Source organism: Ruegeria sp. AE4 (assembly GCF_056542185.1).
The window spans coordinates 47,426-64,650 of record NZ_JBQFZK010000004.1 but is presented as its reverse complement, the minus strand read 5'-3'; the positions used below and the strand labels follow the sequence as shown (position 1 = coordinate 64,650).

General features: G+C 59.6%; 21 protein-coding genes. 10 read left to right on the top strand and 11 right to left on the bottom strand.

The features are described 5' to 3' along the window. Positions 1–154: 154 nt before the first annotated feature. Together betB and ACR0EK_RS08325 are read left to right on the top strand one after the other, a co-directional pair. On the top strand, positions 155–1,609 hold the full coding sequence (betB, locus tag ACR0EK_RS08330) for a betaine-aldehyde dehydrogenase (RefSeq protein WP_480898590.1): 1,455 nt from the start codon (positions 155–157) through the stop codon (positions 1,607–1,609). 119 nt (positions 1,610–1,728) lie between these two features. Continuing rightward, the gene (locus tag ACR0EK_RS08325; RefSeq protein ID WP_480898588.1) at positions 1,729–3,096 is read left to right on the top strand and encodes an MmgE/PrpD family protein; all 1,368 of its coding nucleotides are present in this window, start codon (positions 1,729–1,731) and stop codon (positions 3,094–3,096) included. Positions 3,097–3,154: 58 nt separating this feature from the next. On the opposite strand, the gene ACR0EK_RS08320 is transcribed toward ACR0EK_RS08325, so the two are convergent. The 5 genes from ACR0EK_RS08320 to ACR0EK_RS08300 are packed head-to-tail and all read right to left on the bottom strand — an operon-like array spanning position 3,155 to position 7,786. Further along, positions 3,155–5,302: a hypothetical protein gene (locus ACR0EK_RS08320; RefSeq protein ID WP_480898586.1), complete on the bottom strand. Its 2,148-nt coding sequence runs from the start codon at positions 5,300–5,302 to the stop codon at positions 3,155–3,157. Then, positions 5,299–6,168, bottom strand: coding sequence for a flagellar motor stator protein MotA (gene motA, locus ACR0EK_RS08315; protein WP_480484555.1), 870 nt, complete (start codon positions 6,166–6,168; stop codon positions 5,299–5,301). Before motA ends, ACR0EK_RS08320 begins: the two co-directional genes overlap by 4 nt. A gap of 47 nt (positions 6,169–6,215) precedes the next feature. After that, positions 6,216–6,800: a MotE family protein gene (locus ACR0EK_RS08310; protein WP_480484556.1), complete on the bottom strand. Its 585-nt coding sequence runs from the start codon at positions 6,798–6,800 to the stop codon at positions 6,216–6,218. After that, positions 6,797–7,279: a hypothetical protein gene (locus ACR0EK_RS08305; protein WP_480538299.1), complete on the bottom strand. Its 483-nt coding sequence runs from the start codon at positions 7,277–7,279 to the stop codon at positions 6,797–6,799. The genes ACR0EK_RS08310 and ACR0EK_RS08305 overlap by 4 nt, the downstream gene beginning before the upstream one ends. Before the next feature lie 9 nt (positions 7,280–7,288). Continuing rightward, positions 7,289–7,786 (bottom strand): flagellar basal body-associated FliL family protein, encoded by a 498-nt coding sequence (locus tag ACR0EK_RS08300; protein WP_480870884.1) that lies wholly within the window; start codon positions 7,784–7,786, stop codon positions 7,289–7,291. Positions 7,787–7,904: 118 nt separating this feature from the next. On the opposite strand from ACR0EK_RS08300, the gene fliF reads away from it, so the two are divergent. The 4 genes from fliF to fliP are packed head-to-tail and all read left to right on the top strand — an operon-like array spanning position 7,905 to position 11,095. Further along, positions 7,905–9,488 (top strand): flagellar basal-body MS-ring/collar protein FliF, encoded by a 1,584-nt coding sequence (fliF, locus tag ACR0EK_RS08295; protein WP_480898583.1) that lies wholly within the window; start codon positions 7,905–7,907, stop codon positions 9,486–9,488. After that, positions 9,488–10,084: a FliH/SctL family protein gene (locus ACR0EK_RS08290; RefSeq protein ID WP_480898580.1), complete on the top strand. Its 597-nt coding sequence runs from the start codon at positions 9,488–9,490 to the stop codon at positions 10,082–10,084. Before fliF ends, ACR0EK_RS08290 begins: the two co-directional genes overlap by 1 nt. Next, positions 10,077–10,364 carry a FliM/FliN family flagellar motor C-terminal domain-containing protein gene (locus ACR0EK_RS08285; RefSeq protein WP_267364617.1) on the top strand — a complete coding sequence of 96 codons (288 nt, stop codon included), beginning with the start codon at positions 10,077–10,079 and terminating at the stop codon, positions 10,362–10,364. Before ACR0EK_RS08290 ends, ACR0EK_RS08285 begins: the two co-directional genes overlap by 8 nt. Beyond that, on the top strand, positions 10,364–11,095 hold the full coding sequence (fliP, locus tag ACR0EK_RS08280) for a flagellar type III secretion system pore protein FliP (RefSeq protein ID WP_267364619.1): 732 nt from the start codon (positions 10,364–10,366) through the stop codon (positions 11,093–11,095). The genes ACR0EK_RS08285 and fliP overlap by 1 nt, the downstream gene beginning before the upstream one ends. 102 nt (positions 11,096–11,197) lie before the next feature. On the opposite strand, the gene ACR0EK_RS08275 is transcribed toward fliP, so the two are convergent. Both ACR0EK_RS08275 and ACR0EK_RS08270 read right to left on the bottom strand, forming a co-directional pair. Continuing rightward, positions 11,198–11,797: an MlaC/ttg2D family ABC transporter substrate-binding protein gene (locus ACR0EK_RS08275; protein WP_480898576.1), complete on the bottom strand. Its 600-nt coding sequence runs from the start codon at positions 11,795–11,797 to the stop codon at positions 11,198–11,200. Then, positions 11,787–12,557 (bottom strand): MlaA family lipoprotein, encoded by a 771-nt coding sequence (locus ACR0EK_RS08270; RefSeq protein WP_209505277.1) that lies wholly within the window; start codon positions 12,555–12,557, stop codon positions 11,787–11,789. The genes ACR0EK_RS08275 and ACR0EK_RS08270 overlap by 11 nt, the downstream gene beginning before the upstream one ends. Positions 12,558–12,907: 350 nt before the next feature. On the opposite strand from ACR0EK_RS08270, the gene ACR0EK_RS08265 reads away from it, so the two are divergent. From ACR0EK_RS08265 to ACR0EK_RS08250, 4 genes are read left to right on the top strand one after another with little or no spacing between them, the layout of a single operon-like run. After that, entirely contained in the window at positions 12,908–13,363 is a 456-nt protein-coding gene (locus ACR0EK_RS08265; protein WP_480898573.1) for a RidA family protein, read from the top strand. Beyond that, positions 13,360–14,127 (top strand): glycerophosphodiester phosphodiesterase family protein, encoded by a 768-nt coding sequence (locus ACR0EK_RS08260; protein ID WP_480898571.1) that lies wholly within the window; start codon positions 13,360–13,362, stop codon positions 14,125–14,127. The genes ACR0EK_RS08265 and ACR0EK_RS08260 overlap by 4 nt, the downstream gene beginning before the upstream one ends. A gap of 45 nt (positions 14,128–14,172) precedes the next feature. Further along, the gene (locus ACR0EK_RS08255; protein WP_480898568.1) at positions 14,173–15,360 is read left to right on the top strand and encodes a GNAT family N-acetyltransferase; all 1,188 of its coding nucleotides are present in this window, start codon (positions 14,173–14,175) and stop codon (positions 15,358–15,360) included. Further along, positions 15,357–15,650 (top strand): 4a-hydroxytetrahydrobiopterin dehydratase, encoded by a 294-nt coding sequence (locus tag ACR0EK_RS08250; RefSeq protein ID WP_209505128.1) that lies wholly within the window; start codon positions 15,357–15,359, stop codon positions 15,648–15,650. The genes ACR0EK_RS08255 and ACR0EK_RS08250 overlap by 4 nt, the downstream gene beginning before the upstream one ends. Here the strand turns inward: ACR0EK_RS08250 and ACR0EK_RS08245 are convergent. The 4 genes from ACR0EK_RS08245 to ACR0EK_RS08230 form a co-directional block, all read right to left on the bottom strand. Next, positions 15,647–15,958 carry a hypothetical protein gene (locus ACR0EK_RS08245; protein WP_480538291.1) on the bottom strand — a complete coding sequence of 104 codons (312 nt, stop codon included), beginning with the start codon at positions 15,956–15,958 and terminating at the stop codon, positions 15,647–15,649. The genes ACR0EK_RS08250 and ACR0EK_RS08245 overlap by 4 nt on opposite strands. 15 nt (positions 15,959–15,973) lie before the next feature. Further along, positions 15,974–16,321, bottom strand: coding sequence for an EF-hand domain-containing protein (locus tag ACR0EK_RS08240; RefSeq protein WP_267364627.1), 348 nt, complete (start codon positions 16,319–16,321; stop codon positions 15,974–15,976). A 10-nt stretch (positions 16,322–16,331) separates the two neighbouring features. Continuing rightward, the gene (locus ACR0EK_RS08235) at positions 16,332–16,577 is read right to left on the bottom strand and encodes a glycine zipper 2TM domain-containing protein (RefSeq protein WP_480898565.1); all 246 of its coding nucleotides are present in this window, start codon (positions 16,575–16,577) and stop codon (positions 16,332–16,334) included. Positions 16,578–16,680: 103 nt separating this feature from the next. Next, positions 16,681–17,166, bottom strand: a complete 486-nt coding sequence (locus ACR0EK_RS08230) for a peroxiredoxin (RefSeq protein WP_209598443.1) — start codon at positions 17,164–17,166, stop codon at positions 16,681–16,683. Positions 17,167–17,225 lie beyond the last annotated feature (59 nt).

The following is a 17,225-nucleotide window of genomic DNA, read 5'->3' as shown; positions in this document are numbered from 1 at the left end:
GAACATTAACCAAAAATTTCAAGGTTTGTGAGCGATGGCAGGCGTTATCTTGCCGCTTGGATGATTTTATTGACTGGCCAGTCAATAACCTTTAGGGCCGATTCCAGACGACCAAATGCCCCGTCCAGACGGGTGTTAAAGAAAAGGACACGGTATGAAGTTTCAGCCCAAGGCCAGCCATTTCATTGACGGCACCTATGTCGAGGATAACGAAGGCGCGGCCATTGACGTGATCTACCCCGCCACCGGCGAGCTGATTGCCCGCCTGCATTCGGCGACACCGGCGATTGTGGAAAAGGCTCTGAGCAGTGCGAAAACGGCTCAGGCAGCCTGGGCCGCACTGACCGGAACAGAACGCGGTCGCATTCTGCGCCGCGCGGCCGACATCATGCGCGACCGCAACTACGACCTGTCGGTTCTGGAAACCCATGACACCGGCAAACCGCTTCAGGAAACCACGGTGGCAGATGCCACATCAGGTGCGGATGCGCTGGAATATTTCGGCGGGTTGGCCGCCTCTCTGACCGGCGAGCATATTCCGCTGGGCGGTGGCGATTTCGTCTACACCATCCGTCAGGCGCTGGGCGTTTGCGTCGGCATCGGGGCGTGGAACTATCCCACGCAGATTGCCTGCTGGAAAGGTGCCCCGGCGCTGGCCTGCGGCAACACGATGGTCTTCAAGCCCTCGGAAACGACGCCTCTTTCGGCGTTGAAAGTGGCCGAGATTCTGGTTGAGGCCGGCGCACCCAAAGGTGTCTACAACGTGATTCAGGGCTATGGCGACGTGGGGGCCGCGCTGGTCACCGATCCGCGTGTGGCCAAGGTCTCGCTGACCGGATCGGTGCCGACAGGCCGCAAGGTTTATGCCGCGGCGGCTGACGGTATGAAGCACGTGACCATGGAACTGGGCGGCAAATCTCCGATGATCGTCTTTGACGATGCCGACATCGAAAACGCGGTGTCCGGCGCGATCCTTGGCAACTTCTATTCATCGGGCCAGGTCTGTTCCAACGGCACCCGCGTCTTTGTGCAAAAAGGGATCAAGGATGCCTTCCTGAAACGCCTGTCCGAACGTCTGGCCAACGCCAAAATCGGCGATCCGATGGACGAGAACGTCAGCTTTGGTCCGATGGTCAGCGAAAACCAGTTGAACATCGCGCTGAGCTACGTCGACAAAGCCAGGGCCGAGGGCGCAAGGCTGGTCTTTGGCGGCAACCGGATCGAAGGCGGCGGTTTCTACATGCAGCCGACCGTTTTTGCTGATGTGACCGATGACATGACCATCGCGCGCGAGGAAATCTTTGGCCCCGTCATGTCGGTGCTGGATTTCGACACGGAATCCGAGGTCATGGCCCGTGCCAATGACACCGAATTTGGTCTGGCCGCAGGCGTCTTCACCAATGACCTGACCCGCGCGCACCGTGTTGTGGCCGGGTTCGAGGCGGGAACCTGTTATATCAACACCTATAACCTTGCCCCGGTCGAAGCCCCGTTCGGCGGATCGAAAATGTCGGGTGTCGGACGCGAGAATTCGAAGCTGGCGATCAACCATTTTTCGGAAATGAAAACGGTCTACGTTTCCATGAATGACGTCGAAGCCCCTTACTAGGGTCGCTTCTTCGTTCGTTTTCCTCTGTTCCCGACATTTGGCGTCGGGAACAGAGTACAAGCCCGCCCTTACCTGTGGCTGACTTTCCTGTACCGGCCCCGCCCGACAGGAGAGCTCTCATGGCGCATAACCCGCAGACAAATACATTTTCCAGGGTTGCCGATTTCACGCTGACCCGCGCAGCCTCGGACATGCCTGAAAGCGCACTAGAGGCTGCGGCGCTGATGATGCTCGACACGATGGGGATCCTGATCGCATCCGGCCCGATGCAGGCAGGCGTGATCGCGCGGGACACGGCGGCATTGCTTTATGCCAGTACCGATCCTGCATATGGCGCACGGATGTTGTTCGATGGCCGCACCGTCAGCATGGCGGGTGCTGCCTATGCTGCCGCCACGCAAACCGACAATCTGGACGGTCACGACGGATATAACCCCACCAAGGGCCATATCGGGGTGGTCGTGTTGCCAGCGCTGGCCGCACTGGCCGAACATTGCCCGAATCTGACCGGACCCGAGGCTTTGGCGGCGGTCGTTGCCGGGTACGAGGTGGCCGGGCGCGCGGGCCTGTCGCTGCACGCAAGTGTCAGCGATTACCACACATCCGGTGCCTGGAACGCGCTTGGCGTGGTTGCGATGGCGGCGCGCCTGCGCGGATTTTCTGTCGACCAGATGCGGCAGGCGATGGGAATTGCCGAATATCACGGTCCACGCAGCCAGATGATGCGCGAGATTGCCAACCCCACAATGCTGCATGACGGGTCGGGTTGGGGCGCGATGGTGGGGCTGTCCGCCGCTGTTCTGGCCGAACGCGGCTTTACCGGCGCGCCCGCCATCACAATCGAGGCGGAAGAGGTCACACCCTACTGGGAGGATCTGGGCACCTTTTGGCAGGTCGAACATCAATACGTGAAACCCTATCCGATCTGTCGCTGGGCCCATGCCGCGATTGATGGCGTGCGCGCTGTCATGATCGCGCATGACCTGACCAGCACGCAGATCGAAACTTTGCATATCAGCAGCTTTCATCAGGCGGCCTGCCTTTTTGCGGGACTGCCCGAAACAACTTCGCAAGCGCAGTATTCCCTGCCATTTGCCGTGGCAGTTCAGGCCGTTTACGGGCGCATCGGCGTTGAACATATCTCAGGGTCTGGCCTGTCTGATCCTGCGGTCGCCAATCTGATGTCCCGCATCACGGTCGCGGAAAGCGAACACCACAGCGTCCGGTTTCCCGAAGGGCGCTGGGCAGACGTCACGATCACGGCAACGGATGGCCGTGTTCTGAAATCCGGGGATATTCATGCCCGCGGCGGCCCCGAGGCCCCCATGTCACGGGACGATGTCATCGCCAAGTATACGCAGTTTGCGGCCCCCGTGCTTGGACAAGATCGTGCCGACCGCATCCGTCAAGTGATACTTAGTTGGCCGGACAAAAGCGCGCGGTATGCAGACCTGACACCGCTGATTTTTGATCCACCAGAACCGTGAACCGCGCCCCGACCCGCCTGCAACGATCCGGGCAACTGGACCGGTTGGCTGTGAAACCTCACTCCACCCTGACCGTGTTCAGCATTTCGACGATCCTCTGCCGCGTTGCCAGACTGTCCTCCAGCAGGCTTCCCGCATCCGCCAACGGCTTGCCTGACACGCGAATCGGCGGGGCCAAAAGGGCCTCGGAGGTTTGGTTGAGGCTTGCGTACTTTCCGTCAGAGGGCCCAATCCTTTCCTCCGGTAACCCGGCCAGCCATAGGTATCGGTTTGCTTCTTCCTGTTGCCCGCGGTTCTGCATGAGTTCGGCCACCGCCGCATAGTCCTGCACCTTGTCCAACGCCTGCGCCTGCAGGACGAGCGCCTCGTCCGAGGTATCATTGGCCAGCTCAAGCATGGCCTGTTGCGGGCGGTCCGACAACAACGCCGCACGGGCGCGCAGACGGGCACGCTCTGACCGCCGGGCCCGATCCTCAGGCCTGTTTGCCAGCGCAACGGCCTGATCGGCAAAGCCAAGCACGGCCAGGCGTTCGGCCAGTGTAATCACGGTATCCGTGGATAGCGCCGCCGCCCGACCCGACTGCTGCACCAATGAGACCTGACGCAAAAAGGTAAGGTCGTCTGAGCGTTCTGCCAGCAGTTGCAGGTGACGGTTGAAAGCGCTGTTGCTGTCCGAACCGTCTGGCAAAGACTGGATCACATCGAATGCGCTGTCGAAATCCTGGCTCAGACCCAGGGCAATCGCATGGGTGCGGTTCATCATCGGGCCCAGTTCAGATCGCCGGAACTCGATCGCGTAAGACGCGGCCAGTTCAAGTTCCCTTGAAGACACAGTCTTGCGGTCGGACCACCGCTTTTCCACCAGCCGCGCCAAAGCCAAAGGCGCCTCGGACTTGGCCCCGGCCGAGGTCGCGACTTCGGTCAACAGCGCCTCTTCAAGGGCGCTGTCGCCTTCGGCTTCGGCGACGCCAGCACGGGCCAGCGTGGTGTTCGGGGACGGCTTCTGTTCAACCCGGTCGACCGAACGCATGATTCTTCGCGCGGCCTCCAGTTCCTGCGCGTCTGTCAGGATATCCGAAAGTCGCGCGCCAAGGTGGCGGCGAAGATGCTCTGGCAGCTTTGCAAAGCTGTGTTCGATGGCTTCAAGATGTGCATCAGGTGCCAGCTTTCCCTCAGATAGCACGGCCCAAAGTGCGACGTCGCTGTTGCACCGTTGCTGGCCCCTGAATGGATTTGAAACCTGTGCTGGCCGCTCATCCACCAGCCGTGCAATCCCTTCAACACGTCCAGCCTCATCAGGTGGGGGGGGCAATAACTGCAAAACCTTCAGCGCCTCGGCCCCAAAGCCGTTATAGGCATAGAGCTTTGCCAGCTTCAGCGCGCTTTCCGCGTCAAGACGGTCGAACTCTTTGTATAGGGCGGTGCGCAAGGCGGACACCTGCTCTGGAAACGGGCGCGTCCCGGACCATGTCGTGAACCCGAGTTCAGCCGTTGAGATACAAACCGGGTTGTTATCGATCTGCTGCAAACCAGAGTTCAGAATGTCCTGCAGATCATCCAGAACCGAGGTCACGCGGATGTTCGATGTCAATCCGGGTAACAGCGTCACGGACTCGGACGAGGCAGAACGGCGCGGTCCGACAGGTGCCAAATTCAGGTCCAGCAGCTCACGATCCGCCCCTTGCACCAGACGGGTCGACAACTGATCCCTGATCCCGTGCGTCTTCCCGGTCAGAAGCGGCAGGTCCAGCTGGGAAAGAAGCTTGTGTTCCGCGGGAGAAGCTTTCGGCGCTGCCGGTTTTTTTCGGGTCGGCGGAGGGATTTCCGCAAGCAAGGGCGGCAGAGCTATTGCTGGTGCAATGTCCAAAACGATCATCGAGTTTCGAAACAGGAACGCCGACGCCGTGCAGTCGCACCCGAATTCCAGCTCAAGCGCACTACCGGGTTGCGCCTGCGACAGCGCGGCCAGCCGATCTGATGTCAACCGCCCGAACACCGAACCCGCCCGAAATGTGACATCCTTCAGGTCAATTGCCAGCTTGGCGCCGTTCTTGCGTTGGCTCAGAACCCAGCCCGTATCCGGTGGAACGGTGAAAACCAGCCGGGTGTAGCCGTCATGTTCACCGGACCGCACAGTCACCTCTTCAGAGGTTGCGGCCGTTGCAAGTGTGATCAATGCTGCAACCAGTATCGCGGTTTGCCTCATGCCGCGGCCCGTTTGAGCTCTTTCAACGCATCCTCAAGCTCAGAGAAATCAGGGCGGTTATGCGTTGGTGTGTTCTGGCGTCCGACCTCAATGCACATAGCAGCATTGTGGTTGTGCAAGTTTGCAACCAAAACTTCCTTGATCAACTGATAGAAGTGGTTGTCTTCCTCGACAACGGATTTCAGCTTGGCCGCAAAGGGACCAACCAGACCGTAGGCCAGAAAGACACCCAGAAACGTACCCACAAGGGCGCCGCCGATCAGTTTTCCCAGAACTTCCGGTGGCTGATCAATGGACCCCATTGTCTTGATTACCCCCAGAACGGCGGCGACAATTCCAAGCGCGGGCAGGCCGTCGGCCACGGTTTGCAAGGCGTGGCTCGAATGCAGGGCATGGTGGAAATTCGCTTCCATCCGTTTCTCAAGAACCTCTTCGACCTGATGCGGATCGTCGTAATTCATCGCCGCGGACCGCATCGTGTCGCAAATCAGATCAACCGCTTCCTTGTCGGCCTGAATTCTGGGGTAGGACGAAAACAGGTCCGAGCTGCCGGGGTCTTCGATATGCTGTTCCACCTCTACCGGATTGGCGCGGGCAATGCGGATGAGGGAAAACAGCAGGCACAACAGGTCGCGGTAATCCTCGGGCTTCCATTTCGGGCCTTTAAAGACCTTCCCCATGTCCTTGATCGTGTGTTTCACGCCGCCGATGTCGTTGCTGATCAAAAAGGCACCAACCGCGGCACCACCGATCATCATCATCTCAAACGGAAGCGACTTTAGAATGATGGTCATCTTGCCGCCAGCGGCCAGATAGCCGCCGAAGACCATCACGAAAATGACGACAATTCCAACTATTCCAATCATCTGAGATCTCCGGCTATGTGTGTTGCAACTGCGGGGAACACGGGCGACTATTCCTGAGGGGCCGAGGCGTTTCGGCCCGCCATGACAACGCTGATCGTATAGGCCGCTTCGGGGCTGAGCCCCGCCAGAACCCCGGCTGCCGCATCCGGTGACATGCGTGACAGAAACCCGGCGGCAAAGGTCGGGTCCATGGTTTCGAACAGCGCAGCCGCGTCTTTCGGCTTCATGTTCTGATAGACATCGGTCAGGCGCGTCAGGTCGTTTTCCGCCGCCCTGTCCGCCAGCGCCAGAGTGGTGCGCAACGACTCCTCGGCCTCCTCAAGCGCGGCCATGCGCATCTCGATAGCCTGACCCGCGATTTCCAGAGCGTTTTCCCGCTCGCGCAGCATGTCTTCCTTTTGTTTGACACGCTCTTCCCGGCGCAAAAGCTCTGTCAGCAAAACCTGCATGTCACGGGTGTCGGACGGGACGGGTTCATCGTGTTCCGCCTCAGGTTTGGCTGGTTTGGCAAAGGCGGGTCCGGCTTCCAGTCCGATGCGGATAGCGGCCGAGCCGATCATCAGCAATGAGATCACGGCAAGCACCCCTCCGCGGGGCCGCGCGTTGGGAGTGTTGATCCGCGGGCGGCTCATGCCTGCGCCTCGCCTTGCTTGCGGTCATGCCGGAAGAACATCAGCCCCTCAGGTGCGCGTGCCTGTTCTTGGGGCGCAGCGGCTTCGCTGGCCTGCGGCTCGGGTTTGCCTTCGTGCTTCACGCTCTCCGGAACTTCGGTGATGGTACTTGTCTCTGAAACCTCTGCCTCGGGTTGGGGATCAGCGTCTTTTTCGGGCACGACGTCGTGCATTGACGCCATCATGAGTTCCAGCCGCTGTGCCACCGTTTCGGCGCGCCCCGTCAGCGCCTTAAGCTGGTCGCCTGACTGATCAGAGGCGTTGCGCGCATCATCCAGTGATTTCCGCAACTCTTCCGCCTGGGTCGACAGCACCGCCACCGCGCCGCCGACGCCTTTTTCAAGATCGGCAAAACGCTTGAGACGGCGCGACAGCACAAAACAATACAGACCCGCACCCATGGCGCCGGCGACCAGCAAAATATCCGCAATCAGCTCCAATTTCGCCTCCTAGTTCAGAACAAATTCCATCACCAGCACGTCGCGCACGCGACCTTCGCCAACGACAATCTCGATGCGGCGTAGCAGGTGGCCCCGGATGCGCATCAACGCCAGTGAATCCTCAAGATCCATTAATTCGACGGCCCGCAGATACCCGTTCAGGACATCCATGATTCGCGGTCGCATTTTTTCCACGTCAGTCATGTACGGGGCGTTAACCTCAAGCTGTGCGTGAAACTTCAGATGCCGCGCGCCGCCGGAATTCACCGAAACGATCACCGGCGGCAAATCGAGAAAGGCAACATCCGCCAATGCCTTGGCCGGTTCTTCCTTTTCCAAGTCATGGCTTTCCGCCTTCTCGGCCTTGTTCCCCAGCGGCAGCAGCCCGGACGAGGTCAGGAAATACCCACCGGCGGCACCGGCGATGGCCAGAATCACCCCGACGATCATTCCTTTTTTCCCCTTCTTTTCCGGGGCTTCCGCCTGTTCAGCCGTTGCGTCGGTCATGACGTCCTCATTCCTGTGATCTGTCCTGTCATAACCTCGCAGGGACTAACCGATTGTTAAGGGCAATCGTCCAAACAGAGGATGCGCCGGGCAGAATGTCGGCGAGTCGGAGGTGAGCGTGCAGCAGATCGGAACTGTCTGGGCAAGTTTGGACAGGCGTAAACAAATCGTCGTTGCCGGTGCGGTTGTACTGGTGTTTCTCGGGATCCTCGGAATGTCGCGCCTTGCGACAGCGCCTTCGATGACCCTGCTTTACGCGGGTCTGGAAAGCGGGGCCGCCGGGGATATCGTGCGTGCGCTGGATCAGCGTGGCGTGGCCTACGAGATTCGGGGCGGATCAATTTACGTTTCGGGCGCACAGCGGGACGAGCTGCGGATGACTTTGGCCAGCGAAGGTCTGCCTGCCAACGGCACCAAGGGCTACGAACTGCTTGATTCTCTGAACGGTTTCGGCACCACTTCCCAGATGTTTGATGCCGCCTACTGGCGCGCGAAAGAGGGTGAACTGGCGCGTACAATCGTGGGCAGCCCGCATGTCAGCCAGGCCCGCGTTCATATCGCCAATGGCTCTGCCAATCCGTTTCAGCGCAGCGTCGCACCGACGGCTTCGGTCTATCTGGTGCCCTCGGGGGGCGAGATCACCGGCGATCAGGCCAAGGCTATCCGGTTTCTTGTCGCCTCGGCCGTTAGTGGTCTGTCGCCTGAAAGCGTGACTGTGATCGATTCGAACGGGTCCGTGATTGGCGGGCAGGACACCGCCGTGGCCGCCGATACGGCAGATGACAAAGCCCGGCAGTTGCGGGAACGGGTTCTGCGTCTGGTCGAAGCACGCGTTGGTACGGGGAATGCCGTTGTCGAGGTCAGCGTCGATACCGAAACCAGGACGGAATCCCTGCGTGAGCGGCGCTTTGACCCCAAGGGCAGGGTGGCGATCAGTACAGATGTCGAGGAACGCTCCGACAGCGCGCGCAACCAGTCAGCCGATGTCACCGTGGCCTCAAACCTGCCCGACGGCGATGGCGCGGGGGGGGACGAATTGAATTCGACCGCGACCCAGACACGTGAGAGGGTGAATTACGAGGTTTCCGAAACCGAGCTGGAGGTGCACACCGCCCCCGGTGCGATCAAACGCCTGACGGTTGCCGTTCTGGTCAACGGAACGCGGGCGGTGGATGCCTCGGGCGCTGAATCCTTCACACCGCTGCCGCAGACGGAACTCGACGCACTTGAAGAGCTGGTGGCCTCGGCTGTGGGATTTGACGCCGCGCGCGGGGATGTCATCACTCTGAAATCGCTGGATTTACCGACGGTCGCGCCACAAGGCACGCTGGTTTCCTCTTCGCTTTGGCAAAACATCCATCTGGACGCCATGTCACTGATCCAGATGGCAGCGTTGGCGCTGGTGTCGCTGGTGCTGGCGTTGTTCGTGATCCGTCCGATCCTGATGAAACCTGCGATGGTCCCGGCGCTGTTGCCAGCTGCGGAGGGGGGGGCTCCGCCCCCGTCGGTCCTGACCGGTGAAATCGCGGCGGACGGAACGGCAGAGTTCACGCCGCTGCCCCAACAAGGGACCGTTCCCGTGCTTGGGGTCAGTGCCATCGGGGACCCGGTTGATCGGTTGCGCGCAATGATCGGCGACAAGCAGGAAGAAACGGTCGAGATCCTGCGCAGTTGGCTTGAAGAAGGTGAGGAGCGCGTGTGATGTCCATCGCTCATCTGCTTGAGGATTTCACCACCCGAACCAGCGCCGGAGCCGTTCTGTACCTGGACGAGGAAACGCTTGAGGAACAACGCCTTGCCGCGTTCGAAAGCGGGTACGGCGCCGGTTGGGAGGATGCCGCGCAGGCGCAGGAACAAAACCGCGGCCGCGTTTCGGCCGAACTGGCGGGATCGCTTGAGGATATGTCCTTCACCTATCACGAGGCGCTTAACCGGATGACATTGTCTCTGGAACCGATGTTCGAAAGCCTGGTTCAGACCGTATTGCCTGACATGGTCGAACGCGGGCTGGCCGCCCGGATCGTCGAACAGCTTTGCGAGATGGCGCGCATGGAAATCGAACAACCGATGCAGATCATGGTGCCGGAAAGGTGCGCGCAAGCCGTGCAATCCCTGCTGCCGCAGACCCTGAACTCCGCACCGCGTGTCATCGAAGACCCTGGCCTGGCCCCCGGACAGGCGCGATTGCAGGTCGGCACAAGCCGGCGCGAGATTGATTGCGCGGCCCTGCTGTCCACCATTGCACAGGCATTTGACGCATACGTCTTTGAGGCAAGAAAGGCTTTGTCCAATGAATGACACCCAGTTCCCGAAAACCGAAAAACCCAATCCTTTCGAAACGGTTCCGATTGAAGTGACCGTTTCGGTTGGCCGCGCCCGCCCGTTGATCCGGGACTTGCTGAACATGGGTGAGAACGCGGTGCTGACCCTAGACAAGCGGATCGAGGACCCGGTCGACCTGTATGTCGGGGATCAGCTGGTGGCACGCGGGGTGCTTGAGGAGATGGAGGGCGATCAGGCTGGGCAACTGGCCGTGCGCCTGACCGAGATTGCGGATCTGCAAAACGGAATCGGCTGATGCGCTATGTGATCTGGCTGGGTCTGGCTGTAGTGGTGTCACTGCCGTCGTTGGCGGCGGCTCAGGATGTGACCCTGTCGCTGGGCGAAGGCGGTTCGATCTCGGCCCGCACCATCCAGCTGATCCTGTTGATCACGGTGCTCAGCGTTGCTCCGGGTCTGGCGATCATGATCACCTGTTTCCCGTTTTTGATCACCGTTCTGTCGATCCTGCGGCAGGGTGTCGGCCTGCAGCAATCGCCGCCGAATATGCTTTTGGTCAGTCTTGCGCTGTTTCTGACCTATTTCATCATGGACCCGGTGTTCACCGAGGCCTGGACCGCAGGAATACGCCCGATGATGGAAGAAACCATGGCGGTCGAGCCCGCGCTGGAACGCGCGTTAGAGCCGTTTCGCGCCTTCATGGCCAACCGGCTGGATTCAGATACGTTTTATGCAATGGCGGCCCTGCGCCCCGGCGGTGACGTGATCGAGCTGTCCGCCCAGGCCCCGTTATCGGTGTTGATGCCCTCTTTCATGCTGTCCGAGATCGCGCGCGCCTTTCAAATAGGGTTCCTGATCTTCCTGCCCTTTCTGATCATCGATCTTGTGGTTGCGGCGGTGTTGATGTCGATGGGCATGATGATGGTGCCACCTGCCATCGTGTCTTTGCCGTTCAAGCTGGCGTTTTTCGTTATCGCTGACGGGTGGGCTTTGATTGCAGGCGCGCTGGTGCGCAGCTATATGCCCTAGATCTCTCCAAAGGGACCCTCACGAAAAAGGGCCAGACAAGCCTGGCCCTTCAAATTTGCACAGAAAACACGTTTTCCGTCGCTCATTTGCGCCCAAGTCGCATCAGCCGGTCTTTTTCAGATCCGTGATCAGTTGGTTCAGGTTGCCTTTGCGGGCATCTAGCATTGCGCCAATCTCGGTGCGTTCGGTCAGCAACAGATTCACGCCTTCGATGAACATGTTGTAGAACTTGTCGCGGCCGGATTTGTCGGAAACAAGGAACGTCACATCGAACGGGGCTGATCCGCGCAGCTTGACCATCGTGCGAACCTCGAACCCGGCCTTGATCTTGCGGGCATTGCGAACATCGACCTCACCGCCGATGAACTCGCGGAAACGGCGGCCGTATTTGCGCGAGATATAACCCTGAAATGCAGCGGTGAACTGTTTCAGCTGGGTCGGGCTGGCTGAGCGGGCATCCGCACCCAGCGCATAGCGCGCCATGATCGGCACGTCGGCATATTGAGCGAAGATCTTTTCGAAATCGCGCAGCATCGCTTTTTCGGACTTGCCCGACTCGATCACCCGGTTGATGTCGGAAACCACGCTGGTCACAAGCGCCTTGGCGGCGGCCTCGGTCTGGGCAAAGGCAGGTGCGGGCAGCACTGCCAGCGCCAGCCCGGCTGCGATAAAATGACGACGGTTCAACGCGTTATTCAGCATAGGGGTCCTCATAGGGGTCAAGATAGGGGTCCCTGACCGGGTCCGTCCCGGTTTCGGCATAGGGGTCAGAATACAAGTCCAGATAGGCGTCTTCGTCATCTCTTGCCAGTTCGAAGCGGCGGTTTTGCAGATAGATCAGGCGGGCCTGCGCATAGCTGTCGGCACTTTCGTAAAGAATGGAATCGACAGTATCCGAGAACCGGCCCCGATCCCCCATGCGCCGTACGATCTCGGCGTAGACGCCAAGGTTGTCGGCGGGGCGGGTCGGGCTGAAATTGATCGGGTTCGAGAACAGGTTGACCACAACCCCAATCGCATCCCTTTGGGTCGACGGGCCATAGAATGGCAGCTCGATATAAGCGCCTTCACCCACTCCCCAGACATGCAGGGTCTCACCGAAATCCGTGTCCACCGGTGGCAGGTTCAGCTCATCAGCGGGCGAAGACAGGCCAAAGCCACCAACGGTCATGTTGATCACAAAGCGCAGCAGGGCGTTGCCCATCTGTTTCGGGTTGCCCTGAAGCAGGTAGTCAACAGCCTGACCGGGCAGCGAGATGTTTTCGGCAAAAGTGCTGAAACTGGTGACCATCGGGTCAGGAACGATTTTGACATAGCCTTTCGAGGCCGGCCGGAACAGAAACCGGTCAACACCCAGATTGAACTTGTGAATTCCCCGGTTCGCATTTTCATACGGGTCAAACACGTCACTGCGCGAGGCACCCTCGGGCGGCGTCGTTGCGCAAGCGGACACAAGGGCCATGAGCGACAGTAAAACAAGGTGTTTCAGGCGAAATCTGCTCGACACGATCTTTGTCTCTCCTAAATGGCCCGGCACATGCGCCTGCCGGACATTCAATCAATAATCCACCAAAATCCACGTGCCGGGGCGGCACAAGTTGCAGTCACATAGTCGTTTCAGGTCTTAAATGAAACACCTTGCGTGTAACCTGTTCATCACGGTGGGGTAAAGTGACCGTCGATCAACAGTGAATTTTCAGTAAAGATACGCTCAGATCGCAGGAAGGCCGAAATTTGCCGGTTTCCGTCTTTCCCAATTCGTGCTTCCCGGTTAGCGTCCCGCAGAGTTGAATTTAGGGAAGGACCCTCGCAATGAGCATCGCTGCCAAACTGGAAAGCCTCGGTGTAACGCTGGAAGAAGCACCCGCGCCTGCGGCCAACTATGTGCCTTTCGTGCGTGTCGGCAATATCCTGTATGTATCCGGCCAGATCTCGAAGACTGATAAGCTGATCACCGGTAAACTAGGCGACGACTTGGATGTCGAAGCCGGGGCTGCGGCGGCACGTGTCTGCGCGATCAACCTGCTGGCACAGGTCAAGGCGGCTTGCGGCGGCGATATCGAAAAGCTGGTCCGCGTGATCAAACTGACCGGATTCGTGAACTCGACCGCTGAATTCACGGCACAGCCGCAGGTGATCAACGGCGCGTCCGATTTTCTGGTCGAGGTGCTGGGCGATGCCGGTCGCCATTCGCGTTCCGCCGTCAGCGCGGCGTCGCTTCCGCTGGGTGTTGCGGTCGAGATCGAAGGCATTTTCGAAATCGAATGACGCCGCCCCTACCAGATGTGTTTTTGCAGGCCCCGATTGCGCATCGGGCGCTGCATGACATTACCAAGAACCGCCCGGAAAATAGCCGGGCGGCCATTCGTGCCGCGATTGAAGCTGGCTACGGGATCGAGATCGATCTTCAACTGACATCGGACGACCAGGCAATGGTCTTTCACGATTATGACATGACCCGTCTGACCGGGCAGTCGGGGCCCATTCAGCAGGTCACGGCACTGGCTGCCTCTGGCACGCCGCTGTTGTATGGGGAAGAAGGCATTCCGACACTGGATGATGTGCTGGACATTGTCGCGGGCCGGGTGCCGTTGCTGATCGAATTAAAGGATCAGGACGGGGCGATGGGCACGAATGTGGGCGCGCTTGAACGCGACACGGTACGCGCGTTGCAGGGCTACAAAGGCCCGGTGGCCGTGATGTCCTTCAATCCCAACTCGGTCGCTGAACTGGCGCGGCTCGCCCCGCATCTGCCGCGCGGGATCACGACCTGCGCTTATGAACCCAGTGTCGAGCTTTTGCCGCAAAGCGTCTGCGATCACCTGCGCGATATCCCGGATTTCGACCGTGTCGGCGCCAGTTTCATCAGCCACGAAGCCGCGGACCTGTCGCGCCCCCGCGTGGCGGAACTCAAGGCGCGGGGCGTGCCGATCCTGTGTTGGACAATCCGGTCGCCCGAACAAGAGGCAGAAGCCCGCAAGGTTGCCGACAATGTGACCTTCGAAGGCTATTTGGCCGCGCATTCGACTTGAACCCCCTCCGTGCGGTCACAGATAAAGGACAGGCGCGGAGGACATATGGATCAGGCACAGATCGAGATTCAGGTACTGGGCGCTCTGTCGCAGATTCCAGCGGCAGAGTGGGATGCCTGCGCCTGCCCCGAAGCTGCCGATGGCGGGCGGCCGCTTGATCCCTTTACCACGCATCGCTTTTTGCTTGCGCTGGAGGACAGCGGCTCGGTCGGGCGGGGCACCGGCTGGCAGCCGCAATACCTAACCGCCTATCTTGACGGGATGCTGATCGCGGCGGCCCCGATGTATGCCAAATCGCACAGCCAGGGTGAATATATCTTCGATCACAGCTGGGCCCATGCCTATGAAAGCGCGGGCGGGCGGTATTACCCCAAGCTGCAAATCGCGGTGCCGTTCACCCCGGCAACCGGGCGGCGGTTTCTGGTGCGTCCGGGCTATGAACGGATCGGCATGTCGGCGCTGGTTCAGGGGGCGGTGCAGCTTGCAGCTGACAACCGGGTCTCGTCCCTTCACGTGACCTTCTGTACCGAAGGCGAAGCCCTGGCCGGTGAGCAAATGGGCCTGATGCTGCGCCGATCGCAGCAGTTTCACTGGCTGAACGATAACTATTCAAATTTCGACGACTTCCTGAGCGCGCTGTCGTCGCGCAAGCGCAAGACTATCCGGAAAGAACGCGCGCAGGCCTGTGGTTTTGGCGGTGAGATCCGCACTCTGACCGGTGATCAGTTGCGCCCCGAACACTGGGACGCGTTCTGGCGGTTCTACCAGGACACCGGATCGCGCAAATGGGGCTCACCCTATCTGACGCGGCAGTTCTTTGATATTGCACAGGACACGATGGCAGAAGACATGGCCCTTGTGCTGGCCGAACGGAATGGATTTCCCATTGCGGGTGCGCTGAACTTCATCGGCCGAGAAACCCTTTTTGGGCGCTATTGGGGCTGCATCGAACATCATCCCTGCCTGCATTTCGAACTGTGCTATTATAGGGCAATCGACTTTGCCATTGCCCAAGGTCTGGCCCGGGTCGAGGCAGGCGCACAGGGCGAACACAAGTTGGCGCGAGGGTACCTGCCAACACGCACGCATAGCTTGCATTGGGTGGGCGATCCGGGTTTAGCTGATGCGGTCAAGAAATATCTGGACGCCGAAGGCCACGCAGTGGAAGAAGAGATCGAGATTCTGACGGATTACGGCCCGTTCAGGAAATCGAACCCGGAGGAACAGCAATGACCGAACTCTTGTCGACCGAAACCCGTGGCCCGCTGCTGGATCCGCTGTTCAAAAACGGTTGGACCATGGTTGAAGGCCGCGATGCGATCACCAAGACTTTCATTTTCGACAATTTTGTCCATGCCTTCGGCTGGATGACACAGGTGGCAATCTGGGCCGAGAAGTGGAACCATCACCCCGAATGGTTCAATGTCTACCGCACGGTCGAGGTTGTCTTGTCGACCCATGATGTGGGCGGCCTGTCCTCGCTGGATGCCAAACTGGCCCGCAAGATGGACAGTCTGTGCTAGCGGTCGTTGCGGCCTGACCCTTCACCGCCAGCCAGCGATGCGGCAGTGCCCATCTGCCGGAACTCGGCAGGCGTGACAGTGCCGTCGCTGACGTCAATCGCCCTTGGAATACCCGTGGTCTTGTTTCCGATCTGGCGCACACTGCGCGCGGCCGGGTTGATATCCAGACACTTGGTTTCATAGCAGGTCAGGCCAGACAGGTTGATCTGAATGCGGGCCTGTCCGTCCGGGCCTGTCACCAACGGGGCCTGCGGCACGTCACAGGCCGCAACCAGCGCCAGCGCTGTCAAACCGAGCCATTTGTTCATCTCATGCTCCTGCCATTAATCAAGCTGACCATTCCCGTCCTGATCGGCAGACAGGAAATCCTCACCCATCTGGGTGTCAAATTCAGGTCTTGAGATTACGTTGTCGCCGTTTCGGTCAGCGTTGCGGAACAGTTTGATGTCCATGAACGGTTTGGCCTCGGCCTGACCCAGAGTGCCGTTCCTGTCTTCGTCCATCGTTTGAAAGGCGTAATCCGAGAAAGCATCGAACTCGTCTTTGGACAGGAACCCGTCATTGTTGGCGTCGATGGCCCTCAACTCGTTTTCGTGCAGCTCAGCCACGCTTTCGGCGTGACCCGAACCGGCCAAAGCCACCATGAATATCACCAGGCTTAACTGTTTCATATCGACCTCCTCAGCACGCGAATCTCTGACCTTCGATGCCGCCGGCGGCAGCGCCCGCCGCGGTCAGGATCGTCTTGCCCGATCCGCCACCAAACTGGTTGCCGATGGCGCCCCCGATCAGCGCCCCGCCCAACGTTCCGCCCAGACAGGCGATTTCGTGCTGGCGTGCGGCTTGCTGTTGCGGGGTTGGGGCCGGTCCGCAGGCCGCCAAAAGGGCCGCGCCGGACAGTATTAGGAAGAACGCGTTAAGTTTCATGAAAAAACTCCCCGTATGAATACGCCAAGTATTCGCGCTCTGGGGCGGTGCTTCAAGTTAAATTGGCGGCGAAAGGCCCCGGTCGGACCGGGGCCGATCAAAATCAGATCACATCCAGCAGGCCTTCTCCGGCGGAAATTTCGCAGGCGCCGGGGTTTTCTTCCATATTCAGCACCGTGACTTTGCCATCCTCGACCAGCATTGCATATCGCTTGGATCGCGCAAAAAGCCCCACGGGCGGCGCGTCGAAATCCATGCCGATGGCCTTGGTGAACTCTGCCGCCGCGTCCGATACCATGGTCAGCCCTGCCTCGGTCGCGCCCGTGGATTGCCCCCACGCCTGCATCACAAACGGATCATTGACCGAAAGGCACAGGATCTCGTCCACGCCCTTGGCGTCAAACTGTTTCTTTGTACGGATGAAACTGGGCACATGGGCGGTCGTGCAGGTGCCGGTATAGGCCCCCGGCACGGCAAAGATCACCACTTTGCGGCCTTTGGTCTTGTCTGAAATCCGCACCTCTTCCGGCCCGTTCGCACCCATCTGGATCAGCGTTGCTTCGGGCAGGGTATCTCCTGTTGAAATCATTATTCAGCTCCTGTCGTTTGGATTTGCAGAATTGGGCTTAGCCGCAATATAGGTGGTCT

Bases quoted from the DNA above. Each gene is read 5' to 3' on its own strand.
- betB (WP_480898590.1), top strand. From the start codon at position 155: ATGAAGTTTCAGCCCAAGGCCAGCCATTTCATTGACGGCACCTATGTC.
- ACR0EK_RS08255 (WP_480898568.1), top strand. From the start codon at position 14,173: ATGGATCAGGCACAGATCGAGATTCAGGTACTGGGCGCTCTGTCGCAG.
- motA (WP_480484555.1), bottom strand. From the start codon at position 6,168: ATGATTGGAATAGTTGGAATTGTCGTCATTTTCGTGATGGTCTTCGGC.
- ACR0EK_RS08230 (WP_209598443.1), bottom strand. From the start codon at position 17,166: ATGATTTCAACAGGAGATACCCTGCCCGAAGCAACGCTGATCCAGATG.
- ACR0EK_RS08265 (WP_480898573.1), top strand. From the start codon at position 12,908: ATGAGCATCGCTGCCAAACTGGAAAGCCTCGGTGTAACGCTGGAAGAA.
- ACR0EK_RS08320 (WP_480898586.1), bottom strand. From the start codon at position 5,302: ATGAGGCAAACCGCGATACTGGTTGCAGCATTGATCACACTTGCAACG.
- ACR0EK_RS08270 (WP_209505277.1), bottom strand. From the start codon at position 12,557: ATGGCCCTTGTGTCCGCTTGCGCAACGACGCCGCCCGAGGGTGCCTCG.
- ACR0EK_RS08250 (WP_209505128.1), top strand. From the start codon at position 15,357: ATGACCGAACTCTTGTCGACCGAAACCCGTGGCCCGCTGCTGGATCCG.
- ACR0EK_RS08260 (WP_480898571.1), top strand. From the start codon at position 13,360: ATGACGCCGCCCCTACCAGATGTGTTTTTGCAGGCCCCGATTGCGCAT.
- ACR0EK_RS08275 (WP_480898576.1), bottom strand. From the start codon at position 11,797: ATGCTGAATAACGCGTTGAACCGTCGTCATTTTATCGCAGCCGGGCTG.
- ACR0EK_RS08285 (WP_267364617.1), top strand. From the start codon at position 10,077: ATGAATGACACCCAGTTCCCGAAAACCGAAAAACCCAATCCTTTCGAA.
- fliP (WP_267364619.1), top strand. From the start codon at position 10,364: ATGCGCTATGTGATCTGGCTGGGTCTGGCTGTAGTGGTGTCACTGCCG.
- ACR0EK_RS08325 (WP_480898588.1), top strand. From the start codon at position 1,729: ATGGCGCATAACCCGCAGACAAATACATTTTCCAGGGTTGCCGATTTC.
- ACR0EK_RS08240 (WP_267364627.1), bottom strand. From the start codon at position 16,321: ATGAAACAGTTAAGCCTGGTGATATTCATGGTGGCTTTGGCCGGTTCG.
- ACR0EK_RS08300 (WP_480870884.1), bottom strand. From the start codon at position 7,786: ATGACCGACGCAACGGCTGAACAGGCGGAAGCCCCGGAAAAGAAGGGG.
- ACR0EK_RS08290 (WP_480898580.1), top strand. From the start codon at position 9,488: ATGTCCATCGCTCATCTGCTTGAGGATTTCACCACCCGAACCAGCGCC.
- ACR0EK_RS08310 (WP_480484556.1), bottom strand. From the start codon at position 6,800: ATGAGCCGCCCGCGGATCAACACTCCCAACGCGCGGCCCCGCGGAGGG.
- ACR0EK_RS08245 (WP_480538291.1), bottom strand. From the start codon at position 15,958: ATGAACAAATGGCTCGGTTTGACAGCGCTGGCGCTGGTTGCGGCCTGT.
- ACR0EK_RS08235 (WP_480898565.1), bottom strand. From the start codon at position 16,577: ATGAAACTTAACGCGTTCTTCCTAATACTGTCCGGCGCGGCCCTTTTG.